The 17,399-nt window shown below is 42.0% G+C and carries 14 protein-coding genes; 12 read left to right on the forward strand and 2 right to left on the reverse strand.

Annotated features, from left to right (window positions below; all coding sequences use genetic code 11):
• Positions 1 to 391: 391 nt before the first annotated feature.
• From SM121_RS02900 to SM121_RS02945, 10 genes are all read left to right on the forward strand, one after another.
• Positions 392 to 1,741: a glucose-6-phosphate isomerase gene (locus SM121_RS02900; protein WP_320911111.1), complete on the forward strand. Its 1,350-nt coding sequence runs from the start codon at positions 392 to 394 to the stop codon at positions 1,739 to 1,741.
• 276 nt (positions 1,742 to 2,017) lie between these two features.
• On the forward strand, positions 2,018 to 3,106 hold the full coding sequence (locus SM121_RS02905; RefSeq protein ID WP_320911112.1) for a hypothetical protein: 1,089 nt from the start codon (positions 2,018 to 2,020) through the stop codon (positions 3,104 to 3,106).
• Positions 3,107 to 3,224: 118 nt separating this feature from the next.
• The gene (locus tag SM121_RS02910) at positions 3,225 to 3,932 is read left to right on the forward strand and encodes a hypothetical protein (RefSeq protein ID WP_320911113.1); all 708 of its coding nucleotides are present in this window, start codon (positions 3,225 to 3,227) and stop codon (positions 3,930 to 3,932) included.
• A gap of 5 nt (positions 3,933 to 3,937) precedes the next feature.
• Complete coding sequence (locus SM121_RS02915; RefSeq protein WP_320911114.1) at positions 3,938 to 4,627, forward strand: hypothetical protein; 690 nt, start codon at positions 3,938 to 3,940, stop codon at positions 4,625 to 4,627.
• A 158-nt stretch (positions 4,628 to 4,785) separates the two neighbouring features.
• Complete coding sequence (locus SM121_RS02920) at positions 4,786 to 5,136, forward strand: hypothetical protein (protein WP_320911115.1); 351 nt, start codon at positions 4,786 to 4,788, stop codon at positions 5,134 to 5,136.
• Between the two features lie 65 nt (positions 5,137 to 5,201).
• Positions 5,202 to 5,900, forward strand: coding sequence for a 2,3,4,5-tetrahydropyridine-2,6-dicarboxylate N-acetyltransferase (gene dapD / locus SM121_RS02925; protein WP_003002028.1), 699 nt, complete (start codon positions 5,202 to 5,204; stop codon positions 5,898 to 5,900).
• Positions 5,901 to 5,953: 53 nt separating this feature from the next.
• Entirely contained in the window at positions 5,954 to 7,087 is a 1,134-nt protein-coding gene (locus tag SM121_RS02930) for an N-acetyldiaminopimelate deacetylase (protein ID WP_003012853.1), read from the forward strand.
• 108 nt (positions 7,088 to 7,195) lie between these two features.
• Positions 7,196 to 7,735, forward strand: a complete 540-nt coding sequence (locus tag SM121_RS02935) for a 5-formyltetrahydrofolate cyclo-ligase (RefSeq protein ID WP_003012768.1) — start codon at positions 7,196 to 7,198, stop codon at positions 7,733 to 7,735.
• Positions 7,719 to 8,396: a rhomboid family intramembrane serine protease gene (locus SM121_RS02940; protein WP_320911116.1), complete on the forward strand. Its 678-nt coding sequence runs from the start codon at positions 7,719 to 7,721 to the stop codon at positions 8,394 to 8,396. The genes SM121_RS02935 and SM121_RS02940 overlap by 17 nt, the downstream gene beginning before the upstream one ends.
• A 418-nt stretch (positions 8,397 to 8,814) precedes the next feature.
• Positions 8,815 to 11,328, forward strand: coding sequence for a C69 family dipeptidase (locus tag SM121_RS02945; RefSeq protein ID WP_320911117.1), 2,514 nt, complete (start codon positions 8,815 to 8,817; stop codon positions 11,326 to 11,328).
• 62 nt (positions 11,329 to 11,390) lie between these two features.
• On the opposite strand, the gene galU is transcribed toward SM121_RS02945, so the two are convergent.
• Positions 11,391 to 12,296, reverse strand: coding sequence for a UTP--glucose-1-phosphate uridylyltransferase GalU (gene galU, locus SM121_RS02950; RefSeq protein WP_003012906.1), 906 nt, complete (start codon positions 12,294 to 12,296; stop codon positions 11,391 to 11,393).
• A 45-nt stretch (positions 12,297 to 12,341) separates the two neighbouring features.
• Complete coding sequence (locus SM121_RS02955) at positions 12,342 to 13,358, reverse strand: NAD(P)H-dependent glycerol-3-phosphate dehydrogenase (protein ID WP_151379461.1); 1,017 nt, start codon at positions 13,356 to 13,358, stop codon at positions 12,342 to 12,344.
• A 273-nt stretch (positions 13,359 to 13,631) separates the two neighbouring features.
• Between SM121_RS02955 and SM121_RS02960 the strand changes: the two genes are divergently transcribed.
• Positions 13,632 to 14,321, forward strand: coding sequence for a gamma-glutamyl-gamma-aminobutyrate hydrolase family protein (locus tag SM121_RS02960; protein WP_003012927.1), 690 nt, complete (start codon positions 13,632 to 13,634; stop codon positions 14,319 to 14,321).
• 719 nt (positions 14,322 to 15,040) lie between these two features.
• Positions 15,041 to 17,056, forward strand: a complete 2,016-nt coding sequence (locus tag SM121_RS02965) for a DUF2079 domain-containing protein (protein ID WP_320911118.1) — start codon at positions 15,041 to 15,043, stop codon at positions 17,054 to 17,056.
• Positions 17,057 to 17,399 lie beyond the last annotated feature (343 nt).

Genomic DNA, 17,399 nt, shown 5'->3' on the forward strand with positions numbered 1-17,399 from the left:
AAGGCGCAACCGAGTTTAGAGATATTGACCCTGAGGAGCGAAGCAACGTGAGGGCTATAGCGTAAATGAAATTAGCCAGAAAGTCGCAGATGAGTTTAGAGATATTGACCCTGAGGATCGAAGCGACGTGAGGGCTATTGCTCACCAGAGTCATGTAGAAATGACTTTGATATCCAAAGAATAAAAGAGAAAAAATAGAGTTTCGTGAGAAGCTTCTTTTTTTATTTTCTAGCCAAAAATAGTGCAAATATGCAAACGATTGCTATTGCGTCGTTGCTTGATTTGTGAAAATAAAAAAATTAGCAAATGAAAACGTTTTATAGATTGGTTTCCCTTGATTAAATCCGTGTAAAGCGATATCATAGAGGAGAACAAAATTTGGAGGAATAACATGTCTCATATTAAATTTGACTACTCAAAAGTTTTGGGTAAATTTGTTGCCCCACATGAAGTGGAATACATGCAACCACAAGTGACTGCAGCTGATGAATTGATCCGTAAAGGAACAGGTGCTGGTAGCGACTTCTTGGGTTGGTTGGACCTTCCTGAAAATTACGACCGCGAAGAATTTGACCACATCTTGAAAGCTGCTGAACAAATCAAATCAGACAGCGATGTTTTGGTCGTGATCGGTATCGGTGGGTCATACCTTGGAGCCAAAGCAGCTATTGACTTCTTGAACCACCACTTTGCAAACTTGCAAACAAAAGAAGAACGCAAAGCTCCACAAATCCTTTATGCTGGAAACTCAATCTCATCTACTTACCTTGCTGACTTGGTAGAGTATGTTGCAGACAAAGACTTCTCAGTAAACGTGATTTCTAAATCAGGTACAACTACTGAACCAGCTATCGCTTTCCGTGTCTTCAAAGAACTCTTGGTGAAGAAATACGGTCAAGAAGAAGCTAACAAACGGATCTACGCAACTACTGACCGCCAAAAAGGTGCTGTTAAGGTTGAAGCAGATGCGAACGGTTGGGAAACATTTGTAGTTCCAGATGATATCGGTGGACGCTTCTCAGTATTGACAGCAGTTGGATTGCTTCCAATCGCTGCATCAGGTGCAGATATCAAAGCCCTTATGGAAGGTGCTAACGCAGCTCGTAAAGACTATACTTCAGATAAACTTTCTGAAAACGAAGCTTACCAATACGCAGCAGTTCGTAACATCCTTTACCGTAAAGGTTATGCAACCGAAATCTTGGTAAACTACGAGCCATCCCTTCAATACTTCTCAGAATGGTGGAAACAATTGGCTGGTGAGTCAGAAGGGAAAGACCAAAAAGGAATCTACCCAACTTCAGCTAACTTCTCAACAGACTTGCACTCATTAGGTCAATTTATCCAAGAAGGAACTCGTATCATGTTTGAAACAGTTGTCCGCGTGGACAAACCACGTAAGAACGTGATCATCCCTACATTGGAAGAAGACCTTGATGGACTTGGTTACCTCCAAGGAAAAGACGTTGACTTCGTAAACAAAAAAGCAACTGACGGTGTTCTTCTTGCCCACACTGACGGTGACGTGCCAAACATGTACGTAACTCTTCCTGAGCAAGATGCCTTCACTCTTGGTTATGCCATCTACTTCTTCGAATTGGCAATCGCCCTTTCAGGTTACTTGAATGCGATCAACCCATTTGACCAACCAGGTGTTGAAGCTTACAAGAAAAATATGTTTGCCCTTCTTGGTAAACCAGGATTTGAAGAACTTGGAGCAGAACTCAACGCTCGTCTTTAATCAATAGACAAAACGATCTCGTAAGAGGTCGTTTTTTTACTTGCTAAACAAACTCATATTTTTGTCCCCTGGAATCAATTATAAAAACACGATCTAGTTATGTTTCTCAATCATATGGTTAACTGATTGCTATTGTCCCCCTTCGCAAGAAATTTTAATAGAAATTTCTAAAAGGTCCGATCTATCTCCGATCTTTTTCAGTCTTAACAGACAGGAGTTGGTCCTTGCTTGGTTTTATGTTATAGTAGAAGAGAAGAATAAAAAGGAGAATTCGAAATGTCCGAGAAAGATCAAGAACAATTTATGAAACAGACGCCCTTAGAGGGTGCGCCTCAATTTGATGTGGCTGCGCCAGCCTTTGTCCCAAAAGAAGAAGCCGAAGACTTGGTCGTTCCAGAAGTTAGTGGCCTTTCAGTGACGGAGACGGAAGCAATGAAAGAAGAAGCAGACGAGCCAGCTGTTTCAGAAACAGTGGAGCCTCCAAAGGTGGATGAAGCAACTGTTGGAGAAAATCCAGATGTAGTTGCTGCTCCCCAACCGACTCCTCCATTCCAGCCTGCGCCTCAAGCTCCTCAAAATATGGCAGCTGAACCAGTTGGTCCGCAAACAGTGCCTGTTCCTGAGACACCTATTCCACAAGCTCCTCTCCCTCCTGTTAGAAAACCGATGGATACTGCAGACAAGAAGGCTATTCGTTTTGCCCTTGGGATCTTAGTAGGTCTTCTCATCGGTGGAGTCAGTGGCTATTTGATTGGTCATGCCAGACCTAGCACCTCGTCATCAAGAAAGCAGGCTCCTTGGTCAGGCTACCATTCTGGTTCTTCTTCCAATATCGATTTGGAGCAATTGACTTCTGAAGATGCGGAAGCCGATTTCAGCTGGAAGCAATCTGATATCGAGCAGCTTCAGTTTTTGACTGAAAAAGATGGTGGGGAGACTCCTGAAGAAACAGTCGATGCTTATGGTAAAGCTAGTTCTGTTCAATTTGATAATGGCGAATTAACCTTAAGCTGGGATGACAGCTCGTATAATAAAGATGTCAAAGCAACCTACTCTAAGAAAGGAAAAGAATTCCAGCTTGTCAAGTTTGAATTTAATCAATTTGGGAAAAATCTTAGCGTCGAGGATAACTTCGCAGATGGATTCAAAATTGGAAACAGTGAGACCGGTGCAGGAGGAACCTCATACAAAGAGATTTTAAAAAAATACAGTGATGGGGTCAGCCTGAGCATCCGTACATCTGATGATTCAGACAAGGTGGAAATGGTCATGGATTTCCAAAAGAAAAATGGGGACTATGTGGACTTAACCTTCATTCGCCAATCAAATGGAGATTTCCTTTTGAGCAGTAAAGACAGCTACTAAATTAATGAAGAAAAGAAAGAGGCAAGCGCCTCTTTCTTTCGGATAATTCGGATAAGACGAGACAAATACGCTAATTTTCTATACAATAGAAGGAGTTTGAATAGAAAGAGCATAAAGGATGGAAGAAATGAAAGAGTGGGTCAGAGATCATAAGAAAATCCTCAAAGAAGCTGCAAGTGCTTTGTTAGCTTTTGTCGTTGGTGCTTGCCTGGTATTTATGATTCATCCGGTTAAAACCTTACCCAAAGATCGCTTGTTGAGCCTGTCTCAAATGCATGAAGACAGCCAGCAATTTGTTGCTTCTTCTTCCAAAGCGCCGACTTTAGAAGACTTGCTGTTATTGGAGCTTGCAAGAGGAGAAGGAAAGACACAAAAAAATTGGGTGACTTTGTCTGCATTCGTCAAAAAATTTGGAAAAGCAGCGAGTTTTACACAAGAAGATACGAGTTTTGGAGCGCAAGTCCAGCTAGGTTATGGGAGTCCTGTAAAGGGGCTCTATCCTTATACCATAGAATTTCAAAAGCAGGGTGATGCCTTTTATGTGAGCTCGATTCAAGGATTTGCGCCCAAGTCGGCTCACTATCAGAGCAAAAAGAATTTAAAATTGGCAGATTTTGCAGGCTATAAGCCTTTGGATGGAAAAAAGGAAAAGGGAACGTCTGTAGAAGAAGTCTTGAACAAATCAGGCCTTCCCAATTCTCTTAGTTTGACCTCTACAAAGGACGAGCAAGTCTTAGCCTTGTCTTATCAGGTGACAGATGGACTGGTCTCTTTGACCTTTGAACGTGACCAGAGTGGTCAGTATCGTTTGACGAAGAAGGGGTGAAGCAAATGATCGAGTGGATGAAAAAGAATCGAAAAGAACTCTTGCTACCGTTTTTGTGTTTTGTTTTAGGACTGTTACTTGCGATTGCAAGGATCCAGGTGCAAGAGCAGGGAACCGATACCAAGGAGGATCAAACGCTTACTCATTTCCAGCCAAAGGATTACAAGAATTTGGTCAGCAAGGAACAAGAAATCAAGCAGTTTAAATGGACCATCGAAGCTGTGGCGAATTTGAAAGTCCGTCTTAAGCAGAGTCAGCAACTAGGAACACGCTTGGAAACTGTTGTGACGGAATGGGGAAAAGCTCAAAAAGTTCGCTATACAAAGACAGCTAAAGGGGATAAAACTGTTCTTGTCTTGACTTATGCAGCTAAGCAAACAGTTCATGGGAAGAAAAGTGTGACCTTGTGGTTTGAACAAGAGAAAGATCAGGGGTATCGCTTGACGATGGTAGATGCGACGAATTTGTTGGATGCAAACGAGAAGGCAAGTAGTGAGAAAGAAATCACTACTGAAAAAGAAAATAAAGGTACAGAATTAGCCCGTCTAATCAATAAGTTGGGAACTCCACAACGCTTAGTCTGGGGGGAATTGCTGGATGGAGAAGAAGGTTTTCTAGCCACTTACCAAATACCAGGCCAGGCAGAAGTAGTGATGGAATTGAAGAAAAAAGGTAAGAAATTGGTGTTGATATAAGAAGGGAGAAATCATTGGCAGGTCAAGTGATGAATATCAAGGTAGCTTCGGCCCACCAGGGTCGAACCTACTTGATTTCAGAAGCTGGTCTAGTTTCATTGAGAGGAACAAGAGTTCCAGGTCCGAGAAAAAATGTATAGGACTCCCTGTCTGATAGGATGAAAACCTGTCCTTCTTCCGTAACAGTTTTACTTTCAAATATTGGCATTGACCGTTTATCTTCTCTTGATGTTGAGAACTTAAACAGTGAGCGATTAGCCAATAAAAATGGCAGTTTGAACAGAGAGGATTTTGCCAATATTAAAATAGGAACCAGCTATTCAGATCTTGTGAATACCGTAGGAATTCCTAGCCGTGTTTCTTGGTCGAGTATGATGAGTTCAGAGCCCTTCTTAATCTTTTACTACAAACTGTCTGAAGCGCATTTAGTTACGATTCACTTTGAAAGTCATCGCACCATTAGTGAAATGACAGGCCTGGAGGATTCGGCTACAAGCACGTCGCCTTAGGTGTTCATCTCTTTGGGTTTGTGATATAATATGGATACCTTTAATTGAAATGAATGGAGAATCTTATGACAGCACAAAAAATGTCTGCTCAAGAAATTATCGCTTTTATTGGAAATGCAGAAAAGAAAACAAATGTGAAAGTAACCTTTGAAGGGGAATTGGCAACAGTTGTTCCTGCTTCTGTTACCAAGCTTGGCAATGTTTTGTTCGGTGACTGGAAAGATATCGAGCCCCTTCTTGCCAACTTGACAGAGAACAAGGATTATGTGGTGGAACAAGATGGCCGGAATTCAGCTGTTCCCTTGCTGGATAAGCGCTATCTAAATGCGCGTATCGAACCAGGTGCTATTATCCGTGACCAAGTGACTATCGAAGACAATGCGGTTGTTATGATGGGTGCTGTCATCAACATCGGTGCTGAAATCGGTGCAGGAACTATGATTGATATGGGGGCTATCCTTGGTGGTCGTGCTACTGTTGGTAAAAACAGCCACATCGGTGCAGGTGCCGTTCTTGCGGGTGTCATTGAGCCAGCTTCTGCTGAGCCTGTTCGGATCGGTGACAATGTCTTGGTCGGTGCCAATGCAGTTGTGATTGAAGGGGTTCAAGTAGGAAACGGATCCGTCGTTGCCGCTGGAGCTATCGTTACTCAAGATGTTCCTGAAAATGTGGTCGTAGCGGGTGTCCCAGCTCGCATCATCAAGGAAATCGATGAAAAAACACAACAAAAAACAGCGTTGGAAGACGCCTTGCGTAATTTATAAGATATGAAATATAGAGGCTGTAAGGCCTCTATTCTAATAGAAAGAAGACGACTATGACATTGGATTTAATCAAAATCAGACGGGATTTGCACCAAATCCCTGAAATTGGTTTGGAAGAATTTGAAACCCAAGCCTACCTCTTAGAGCGAATCGCAGAGATCACAGCGGGCAAGGACTTTGTTGAGCAACGGACTTGGCGGACCGGGATCCTGGTTTATCTCCATGGGTCTGCACCTGAAAAAACGATCGGCTGGCGGACGGATATCGATGGCTTACCGATTGTGGAACAAACGGGCCTTGATTTTGCCTCCAAGCACGAAGGACGGATGCATGCTTGTGGTCATGATATGCACATGACGACAGCCCTTGGGCTTTTGGACCAACTGGTTCAAGTGCAACCCAAAAATAACCTGCTCTTTCTCTTCCAACCAGCTGAAGAAAACGAAGCTGGTGGGATGCTCATGTATAAGGACAATGCTTTTGGCGACTGGATCCCTGATGAATTTTATGGTCTGCATGTACGCCCTGATTTGAAGGTGGGGGACATTGCGACCAATACGGGTACCCTTTTTGCGGGGACCTGTGAAGTCAAGATTACCTTTACAGGTAAGGGAGGGCATGCTGCCTTTCCACATGAGGCCAATGACGCTCTTGTAGCAGCCTCTTACTTCATTACCCAAGTCCAATCAGTCGTGAGTCGAAATGTCGATCCGATTGAAGGTGCTGTGGTGACCTTTGGTTCCATGCATGCAGGAACAACCAATAATGTGATTGCTGAGACAGCCTTCCTTCATGGGACCATTCGGACCTTGACCATGGAGATGAATCTTTTGACTCAAAAACGGGTCAAAGCCATTGCAGAAGGAATTGCAGCAGCGTTTGATGTGAAATTGGACCTGGAACTCAAGCAAGGGGGCTACCTGCCTGTGGAAAACCAACCAGAATTGGCCAAAGAACTCATGGACTTTTTCACAGCTGAGGAAGACGTGAACCTGATTGATATCCTGCCTGCGATGACAGGAGAAGACTTCGGCTTTCTCTTGAGCAAGGTCCCGGGTGTCATGTTCTGGCTGGGGATTGATACCCCTTATGCCCTGCACCATCCAAAGATGAGCCCAAATGAAGCAGCTCTTCCCTTTGCTGTGGAAAACATAGGTAAATTTTTGAAAATGAAAGCCAACCAATAAGTGATTGATTCAACTCCGTCTGGAGTTGGATTTTTTATTTGTCGCGTAAAAACTGTTCGGATCTTTGCTAAAAAATGATACAATAAAAACTAGGAAAAAGGAGTAGGCATGAAGAAAACACTACGAAAAGAAACCATAGCAGCCATGAAACAGTTGCCAGAATCCGTGAAAACTCAAGCAGATGAAGAGCTGACTCAGCGCCTCTTGGAGCTACCAGCTTTTCAGGAGGCAAAGACCCTTGCGACCTATCTGTCCTTTGAGCATGAAGTTTCCACAGCTAGCTTGATTCAAGCCGCTCTTCAACTTGGAAAACGCATCTGTGTTCCCCGTACCTATCCACACGGACGGATGGAATTTGTGGAATACGATCCTAATATTTTGGAAAAGACACGCTTTGGTTTGCTGGAGCCCAATGAAAAAGGAAGGTTTGTGGATCAGTCAGAGATTGATCTGATCCATGTACCAGGCGTGGTCTTCCAGTCAAAAGGCTACCGAATTGGCTATGGTGGTGGCTATTATGATCGTTATTTAGAAGATTTTACTGGAAAAACGGTTAGTACGATTTATTCCATCCAGCAGAAGGAGTTCCAACCAGATGCTTTTGATCAGGCAGTTCAGGAGGTGTTAGTCTATGAAGTTACTCTTTGATCGTCGTTATCCTGTGACCAGCCTCTTATTGCTCGTCACAACGGCAGTCTTTCTTTCCATGTTTATCCGATTTGGAGGGGACTACCAAACGGGTGCTGCTATTTACTATAGCGGTGGGATTATTGGAGAGGTTGTGAAATCCGATCCTAGCCAGTTATGGCGAATAGTGACAGCTACATTTGTTCATATCGGCCTAGAACATTTTGTGCTCAATATGATCACCCTCTATTACTTGGGACGTTTGGCAGAAGATCTCTTTGGATCGAAAGCTTTCTTAGCTCTTTATCTCTTATCAGGCATGATGGGCAATGTCTTTGTCGCTATTTTTACGCCAGATGTGATTGCAGCAGGAGCTTCTACAGCCCTCTTTGGACTGTTTGGGACCATTGGTGCTTTGCGCTTTATTGTCCAAAGTCCCTATATTCGCCACTTAAGTCAGTCCTATACCAGCTTGATCCTGGTCAATTTGATCTTTAGCTTCATGCCAAGAATCAGTATGGCGGGGCACATCGGTGGCTTAGTAGCTGGGGTGATGTTGGCTTATGTCTTTCCAGTAAGAGGGGAAGCTCGCTTTATGAACCGAACCTATCAGATGAGTGCAGCCCTATCTTATCTCTTACTTTTGCTTTATTTCTTAGGTAAAATCTTAAATCTATTTTAAGAGAGAGTGGGACAGAAATCGGTAATTCGTTAGAATTCGATTTCGTCGTCCCACCTCCGCACAGTTGAGTAGGGCTGTAAAAGCTGATGAAATCAGCGTAGTAGAGCCCACTCAACCACTGCGTCTTGCTCGACAATCCAAAAATAATTGAGAGGCTAGGACTTTTGTCACAGCCTCCCTTTTTTCCTAAAAAATGTAGCGCAATCGTAAACTAACAGAAAATTGCTTGAAATCTCAATAAATATATATAATTTTCATAGAAATAAGTGAATAGAAAGATAATTTAGGAAAAAATAGAATAAAAACAAGTCTGGTAAGCGTTTGCAAAAATGAATAAAAAGATGTAAACTGGAGGTATAAAAAATCGGGAATGCTATCCTTTTTTTACTAAAAGGAGTATTCAAAAAGGAGATTTGCCATGAAAAAATGGTTGTTTAAACTTTCGTTGGTAGCAATGACGTTTTTGCTCCTACCAGTTCAAGCTGTTCAAGCCTGTTGTGGTTTTATCATTGGTCGGCAATTGACTAAGGATGGTACCACTCTCTTTGGTCGGACAGAAGACTACCCTTACTATCCAAATGGTGGCAAGCACAACAAGAACTATGTGGTTGTTGGTGCGAAGAATTATAAGGAAGGGGACCAACTGGAAGACGAATCCAATGGTTTTACCTATCCACATGCTACTAGTGAAATGAAATATACAGCAACTTATGACTCTGCTCGTGGAGATGGTAGTAATGGTGCTTTTGGGGAACACGGATTTAACGAAGCCGGCGTCTCTATGACCTCAACTGTTACAGCAATTCCAAACAAAAAAGTCTTGAAGACTGACCCATTAACAGAAAATGGGATTCCAGAAGCTGCTATGTTGGACGTGGTATTACCACGTGTTAAGTCTGCTCGTGAAGGGGTTGAATTTTTAGCTAAAGTTATTGAAGAAAAAGGGTCAGCAGAAGGAAATGTTGTCGTTTTTGCAGACCAAAATGAAACCTGGTATATGGAAATTCTTTCCGGTCACCAATATGTAGCGGTAAAAGTCCCAGAAGACAAATATGCTGTCTTCGCAAATACCTACTACCTTGGTCATGTTGATTTGAATGACAAGGAAAATGTGATCGCTTCGAAAGATGTCGAAAAAGTAGCCAAAGAATCTGGAAACTACAAGACCGATAAAGATGGGAACTTTCATATTGCTAAATCTTATGGGCCAGAAAAATATGCCGAAGGTGACCGTTCACGTACTTATGCAGGAATCACTCTTTTGGACCCAAATGCAAAAGTAACTTATGAAGATGATGAATACGAACTCTTCCGCACACCAACCGATCCAAATAAAAAATATACCTTAGAAGATGCTTTTGCCTTACAACGAAACCGTTTTGAACATTTGAATGGTCGTTTTGTTCCAGATGATCAAATTGGTGTCAAGAAACAAGGGGATGATGGTAGCAACGATACTGTTCGAAAAGATCAATACAAATATGCTTTAGGAAACGAAAATGTGATCGATGCCCATGTCTATCAAATCAATCCAAATCTTCCGAAAACATTTGGTGGAACTGTATGGCTCGGTATGGGGCCTTCACGGAATACCCCTTATGTTCCATTCTATGGAAATGTAAAAGATACCTATAAGGCTTTCAAACCTCAAACTGCTACCTATGATCCGAATTCATGGTATTGGACAGTTTGGCACATTGACCAAATGGCCATCAATAATCAAGATCTCTTTGGGAAATCGATTCAAAATCACTGGAAAGCTCTCGAAGAACAATTGATCATTGAACAGAAGGTTAGTGATAGCAAATATGCAGCCTTGAAAGCTGATGAAGCTGCAGCAAAAGCAGCTGAAGATCAGGTAACTGAGGATGCTTTAGCTCGCTCTGAACGTCTCTTCAAACAATTCAAGCAATATGAGTCTGAATTATCTGCAACTCTTAAAGAAGCAGGTCGTACAGATGATCCATATCGTGCATCTTTACCAGACGACTACAAGGATCCAACTGAGTCAAGTACTGAGTCAAGTACTGAGTCAAGCAAGGAAGAAACAACATCAAGCACAGAGCCAAGTACTGAGTCAAGCAAGGAAGAAACGACATCAAGCACAGAGCCAAGTACTGAGTCAAGCCAGGAAGAAACAACATCAAGCACAGAGCCAAGTACTGAGTCAAGCAAGGAAGAAACAACATCAAGCACAGAGCCAAGTACTGAGTCAAGCAAGGAAGAAACGACATCAAGCACAGAGCCAAGTACTGAGTCAAGCAAGGAAGAAACGACAGCAAGCACAGAGCCAAGTACTGAGTCAAGCAAGGAAGAAACGACAGCAAGCACAGAGTCAAGTACCGAGTCAAGCAAGGACGAAACAACACCAAGTAATACAACTACTATTGTTCCTACAAACGGTAATAGCGTAAGTACCGTTGGTCGCCCAGTTTTACCAACAAATTCATATATTTTGGTAGACCAGGCAACAGGTATCGTCTTACAAAACCCAGATTTTGCTCAAGGTGGCTATAGTCTCCTTGTTGAAGTTTTGAAAGATATCAAAGCACTAGCTGATAAAGAGTACGAGGCATATAATATTCAATTATCGAACCAAAACAATCCTATACATCAAATTAGTCCAACTGTTGTGACAATTCCAGTAAATAGCCAAAAAGAAGTAGAAGCAGTTTATGGTATCGGTGAAAATGGCCAATTAGAATCCTTCCAATTCCAACTAAATGAAGATAAGTCAGCCGTAACATTTACAACCTCTCATTTTTCAACTTATGGTGTAGTTTATAAGTCTGCAGCAAAAATTGAAGAAAAGAAAAATGATAAGAAATTGCCATCCACCGGACAAAGTATTTCAATCGCGACGATGGTAGGCGGAGTTCTGTTGACACTTTTTGGATTTGGATACAACATTAAAAAACGTAGAAACCATTAAACGATTCAGTTTATAACATGCAACAAAAAAAGGAAGTGAGAATGAAATCTCTCTTCCTTTTATTAGTCTACAGTTTTTTCTGCTTCTAATTTTTTTCCGAGTTCGATAATATATTGTTTAAGATCATTTTTGACTTGAGGGTGTTTCAAGGCATAATCGATCGAGGTTTTCATAAAGCCAAACTTGTCTCCAACATCATAGCGCTGTCCCTTAAATTCGCGGGCGAAGACGCGTTGTGTTTTATTGAGGGTGTCAATCGCATCCGTCAATTGAATTTCGTTTCCAGCGCCTGGTTCTTGATTTTCAAGAATATCAAAGATCTCAGGCGTCAAGAGGTAACGCCCGATGATAGCAAGATCGCTCGGTGCCTCCTCAGGTGCTGGCTTTTCAACAAAAGTTTCAACACTGTATAGCCCGTTGATGCCTTCTCCTTGAGGGGCGATCACTCCGTAAGCAGAAACATCTTCATGAGGAACTTTCATGACTGCAATGGTTGAAGCATGTGTGTCGTCATAGTCATTCATCAATTGCTTGGTGAGAGTGGTGGCTCTATCATCCGTGATATCCATGAGGTCATCTCCAAGCATCACGACGAATGGTTCATTTCCAACAAAAGCTTTAGCTTGTAAAACTGCATCTCCAAGTCCACGAGGATGTTTTTGACGAATGAAGTGGAGACGCATCCCAGTAGTTTCATCGACCAGTTTTAAAAGATCATCTTTCCCTTTTTCCTTCAGGTTATACTCTAGTTCGAAGTTTGAGTCGAAGTGGTCTTCGATCGAACGTTTTGATTTACCAGTGACAACGAGAATGTCTTCAATACCGGATTTAAGGGCTTCCTCAACGATGAATTGGATCGTAGGTTTGTCAACGATTGGCAACATTTCCTTTGCCAAAGCTTTGGTAGCTGGGAGGAAGCGTGTCCCCAAACCAGCGGCAGGAATGACTGCTTTTCTAACTTTAGTCATATAGTTTCCTTTCTAAAAGGTAGGATTGATGATAGGGTGGTTGACTTATTTCCACTCGTTTTCTTCTTTAAATTCGTTGCTCATCATGTGGTGGATAGCTTCGCGGATATCTTTTCCTTCGTAGATGACTTGGTAAATGGCCTGTGTAATCGGCATATAGACATCCAATTCTTGAGCCAGCTCATGGGCGACTTTGGTCGTAGAGATCCCTTCAATGATCATGCCCATGTTGGCCTCGATATCTTCCAATTTTTCGCCACGTCCGAGAGCATCCCCGGCTCGCCAGTTGCGAGAGTGAACAGAAGTTCCGGTAACGATCAAGTCACCGACCCCAGACAAACCGCTATAGGTCAATGGGCTAGCTCCGAGCTTAACGCCAAGGCGCGTGATTTCAGCAAGACCGCGCGTGATGATGGCTGCTTTGGCATTGTCACCATAACCAAGACCGTGCAAGGCTCCAGCACCGACTGCGATGATATTCTTCAAGGCCCCAGCAGTTTCCACTCCGATAACATCTGTATTGGTATAGAGGCGGAAGTAGTGATTGCTAAAGAGTTCTTGAACATAGCGTGCAGCTTCTAAATCTTTTGAAGCTGCTGTAATGAGGGTAATGTCCCGTATGATGGTCTCCTCTGCGTGACTCGGTCCAGAAACGACCACTACTTCACTGCGAAGAGAAGCAGGAATTTCTTCTTCAAGGATTTGAGAAATCCGATCGTGTGTACCAGGCTCGAGCCCTTTAGAAGCGTGCATGACTGTGACAGGGTGATCCAGTGTTTCAGCGACTTGTTTTGCGACCAAGCGGGTCACCTTGGTAGGAACGACAAAAAGGATAGCATCCACACCGTCCAAAGCTGCTTTCAGATCGGTCGTAGCAGTAATCTCTTCGCTAATAACGATGTCTTTGAAGTAGCGTTGATTGGTATGAGCGGTATTGATTTCATCGATTTGTTCTTGGATATTTCCCCAGAGGCGGACTTCATGGCCGTTATCATTGAGGACTTGTGAAAGGGCTGTTCCCCATGAACCAGGACCCAATACCGCAACGGTTTGTTTTTCCATTGTATCTTCCATTTCTATGTCTATTTTTTCAACAAGGCTAGGAATCTAGCGCTTGCACCTTCGAAACGGCCTAATGTGTGCCTTGAAGGACGATTCTATTTTCCTCTCTATTTTAACATAATATAGGTAAAAAAACTTGTATGATCATCAATTGTTTTGTGAGGAAGGTGAGGGTGATAAATAAAATCTATCACGGTTTTAAAAAATACATATTAGACATGATCACTAATGGGTGGTAAGATAAGTAGTAATTAAAATGAAGGAGGAATGAATATGTGTAGAACAATTGTTGGAGTATCTGCTAATCTCTGTCCGGTGGACCCGGAAGGGAAAAACCTTCATTCCTCCGTGTCTAGTCAATTTGCGGAAGGGATCCGTCAAGCAGGTGGGCTTCCAATGGTCATCCCGATGGGAGATCCTTCCTTGGTTAAGGACTATGTTGAAACGATTGACAAATTGATCTTAAGTGGTGGCCAAAATGTCGATCCTAGTCTCTATGGCGAAGAAAAAACCATCGAGAGCGATGATTACAATATCGAACGCGATCAATTTGAGCTAGCCCTACTGAAGGAAGCAGTACGCCAAAACAAACCGGTTTTAGGAATCTGTCGTGGGGTCCAGTTGATCAATGTGGCTTTTGGAGGAACACTCAACCAAGAAATCGAAGGTCATTGGCAAGGTCTTCCATTTGGGACTTCCCATTCTATCCAGACTAAAAAAGGCAGCGTGGTGGAGCAACTCTTTGGTCAGGCTAGTCGAATCAATTCCGTGCATCGTCAAAGTATCAAGGATCTTGCACCAAATTTCCGTGCGACCGCCTTTGATCCGCGTGATCACACCATCGAAGCCATTGAAGCAGTAGATGGCCATCGGATTATGGGCTTGCAATGGCATCCAGAATATTTGGTCAATGAAGAAAAAGGGAATTTAGAACTGTTTCGCTATCTCTTGCAAGAATTGTAAGATCTTTAGGTTTTTTTAGGAGAAATACGCAAACTACGCTCATCAACAAAGATCTCCTACCTTTAGTTGCTATAGTTTACTATTTTTCATATATTTTTCAGTAAAAGGCTCCTTGTTCCAGGAGCTTTTTGTATGTTTATCACTCGTAATGAAAAAAGAAATGAAGATGACTGAAATTCGTAGATTCGAACGTGTATCAATCTATCCCATTCAGGAATTGCTTTCAAAACGGTAGAGTTTATGCGGCTGGCGCGTAACAAAGGGAATGATTGGATCCATGGTCATCTCTCGGCAACAGATGAAACTTGAGAAATCGTGGTTTTGCACCACACAGGTAATAGAGATCAAATCTTTGAAAACAAAGGATTTCGTCAGTATCTGAAGAAGGAACTGAGAGTTGACGTTGGAGATTGAGAGTTCCTCCCTTTTCACAATATCAACGCGAGTGGCCATAAGTATGTCGTAATGATTGAAAGTTCCCTCGCTCATTGCTACGATGCTATTACCTCAGGAGTGGTTTATGATGTTGATACAGGATTCATCACAGAGGTGAAAGACGCAATTTTATTTGATTATAGGAACGTATTTCGTAAAAAATAAGTTGATTAATAATTTTAAAAGAAAATAATCTACTCGGAAATTTTATCTCCTCCAATTATATTCAGGTAGGCAAACTCACTAATTTGTGGTAAAATATTTTGTAATTACGGGAGGTTTAAATGAAAAAAATAAAAAATTTCGTAAACATAAATTATCTATGGTTACTATTAGGATCTTATTTAGTCGTTGTTTTAGTCAATCTACTTCGATTTTCGACTGAAGTATTATTTCTCAAATTAGGAGCAGTAGGAGTCACTACTACAGTGATTGGATTGGTGGTTAGTTACCTAATTCTATGGTTCCTTCTTGAATATAAAAAGTTTTTAAATATCCGGCAGGCTAATATCATCCTGTCAGCTTTAATCTTGTTTATGGCCATTCTAAAAAGTCCAACCTTTTTCCTATCTTTGGGCTTGGTAATGATATCAGTGGCCTTGTTCTTACTCTTCCATTTGGAAAAAGTAAGGCTTGCGATGATCTACCCCTTGGTGCTTTTGTTGTCATTTCCTAAGTTGCTGATCCAAGCGAGTAGCAATTTTAAAAACGATGCCCTAGGAATTCACTCATTTAACATTGCTGAATCAAAATTCTCAATGTTGATTTGGCCGGTCTTAGTTTCTGTTTTTATTGCCATTCTCATCGGTTTGTTGATTAATAGATTGGCAGTGGAAAAGATCAATGCGGTGTGGGTGAAACGTCTCACCCTTGTCGCCTTGATTGGTGGGCTCTGTTACGTCCTCTACTTGTCTGCTGTGATGTACTACAAAGTAAAGGCAAATTCAGTATCGACATTCGACATCGGAATATTTTCCCAGATGTTTGAAAGAATGAAAACGGACTTTACTCAGATTACGACACTTGAGAGAGATAAGGCCTTATCACATATGGCAGTCCACATTTCTCCAATTTATTATCTCATTCTTCCCTTCTACATGTTATTCCCTTATGTAGAAACTTTGGAAGTGATGCAAGTCCTCATTGTCTTCTCAGCTGTTATCCCTCTATGCCTCATTTTGAAGAAATTACAGCTACCAAAACTTCTTAATCCTTTCATTATCGCTCTCTTCTTCCTTACTCCGGTAATGACCACGAGTGGTGCTTACCACCTGCATGAGAACTGTTTCTTGCCACCGTTGATTTTATGGCTATTCTATGCCCTTATCTCTGAGTGGCGTTGGAGATCCATTCTATTTGTCTTGTTGATTCTATTTGTCAAAGAGGACGCGGCACTCTACGTCCTGGCATTAGGACTTTATTTTGCTTTCCAAAAACGTTTCACCTTGTCGGCCACCTTCAAAAAATGGCTCTATGCAGGAACTCTTGCTTTGCCAGTCCTCTACTTTAGCCTTGCTTTGTTCCTTCTAGCTAAATATGGTGAAGGAGCCATGGTTTCGCGTTACGGACACTTATTATTGGAAGGGGAGCACGGCTTGCCGATGGTGTTGAAAAACATCTTCCTAAATCCACTCTATATTATCGGAAGTCTTTTCACGGGCAAGAAAATGGGATATATCTTTTTAATCTTATTCCCTTTAGGTTTCCTACCCCTCGTTCAAAGACGCTTCTCTACCTACTTCCTCCTGATTCCTTTATTGGCAGTCAATCTACTGATGGACTGGCCATATCAGTTTGACATCGGTTTCCAATATAGCTATGGATCGGTTACCCTCCTATTTATCATGGCTATCCTGGCGGTAGATCAATTGAGCAGACATCGAGTGGTTGGAGAGAAGGTCTTGCTTGCTCTTGTTGCTGCTTCCCTAGTTTTCTCAGGGACAATCCTCTATAGTTTCACTCGAAACTGGAACTTTGAGATGAAGTATTATCATGATCGGAAAGAGTTTTTTGATGGCCTTCAGTCCACTTTGGATTCAATACCAGCAGATGCTTCTGTGTTAGCAGCAGGAGGATATACTCCAGGCCTACGAAAACACCAAGAATTGTACGATATCTTCTATCACAACAACAAAGCACTTGATCCAAAAATTGACTATGTCGTTGTACCTAGAGAAATGCAAGATGAAAAACATGGCTACTCTGAAACAGCAACTCTTAAACTTTACAAAGAGGCTGGCTATCAGGAAAGTTCTCTATCTAGCAAGGATGTCCTGGTGTTAGAAAAAGAAGTAAAGTAAGGCTTTAAAAACCGTTCTGCTAGGGTTGAATTTCTAAGAGAAACGAGAAGTCATTCATCGATTGAGACAAAAAGTCTTCTATTATAAAGGCGCACACATTTATGATGTGTGCGCCTTTTTTGATCAGAAGAATAGAGCAGACCTGTTAGGGTTAGGAAGGTGCTCATTGCTGGTAGCATAAAAGGATGCTTAAATCTCTGGAAGGTATCCGCACGCCTGGTTCAAGCATGAATGATTAAAATAAGCATGACTATTATAATAGAAGAAAGTTGATCCGAATGATGCATAACAGTTACAAGAGAATCTGAATTAATTGCAGTTGTTCAAAAAATAAAAGTAAGGA

This window comes from Streptococcus sp. S1 (assembly GCF_034137685.1).
GTDB classification, from domain to species: Bacteria; Bacillota; Bacilli; order Lactobacillales; family Streptococcaceae; genus Streptococcus; species Streptococcus dentalis.

Coding starts and splice junctions, on each gene's coding strand:
- SM121_RS02900 (WP_320911111.1), top strand. CDS start 392: ATGTCTCATATTAAATTTGACTACTCAAAAGTTTTGGGTAAATTTGTT.
- SM121_RS02940 (WP_320911116.1), top strand. CDS start 7,719: ATGAAGTTACTCTTTGATCGTCGTTATCCTGTGACCAGCCTCTTATTG.
- galU (WP_003012906.1), bottom strand. CDS start 12,296: ATGACTAAAGTTAGAAAAGCAGTCATTCCTGCCGCTGGTTTGGGGACA.
- SM121_RS02910 (WP_320911113.1), top strand. CDS start 3,225: ATGGAAGAAATGAAAGAGTGGGTCAGAGATCATAAGAAAATCCTCAAA.
- SM121_RS02920 (WP_320911115.1), top strand. CDS start 4,786: ATGAAAACCTGTCCTTCTTCCGTAACAGTTTTACTTTCAAATATTGGC.
- SM121_RS02960 (WP_003012927.1), top strand. CDS start 13,632: ATGTGTAGAACAATTGTTGGAGTATCTGCTAATCTCTGTCCGGTGGAC.
- SM121_RS02965 (WP_320911118.1), top strand. CDS start 15,041: ATGAAAAAAATAAAAAATTTCGTAAACATAAATTATCTATGGTTACTA.
- SM121_RS02905 (WP_320911112.1), top strand. CDS start 2,018: ATGTCCGAGAAAGATCAAGAACAATTTATGAAACAGACGCCCTTAGAG.
- SM121_RS02915 (WP_320911114.1), top strand. CDS start 3,938: ATGATCGAGTGGATGAAAAAGAATCGAAAAGAACTCTTGCTACCGTTT.
- SM121_RS02945 (WP_320911117.1), top strand. CDS start 8,815: ATGAAAAAATGGTTGTTTAAACTTTCGTTGGTAGCAATGACGTTTTTG.
- dapD (WP_003002028.1), top strand. CDS start 5,202: ATGACAGCACAAAAAATGTCTGCTCAAGAAATTATCGCTTTTATTGGA.
- SM121_RS02955 (WP_151379461.1), bottom strand. CDS start 13,358: ATGGAAAAACAAACCGTTGCGGTATTGGGTCCTGGTTCATGGGGAACA.
- SM121_RS02930 (WP_003012853.1), top strand. CDS start 5,954: ATGACATTGGATTTAATCAAAATCAGACGGGATTTGCACCAAATCCCT.
- SM121_RS02935 (WP_003012768.1), top strand. CDS start 7,196: ATGAAGAAAACACTACGAAAAGAAACCATAGCAGCCATGAAACAGTTG.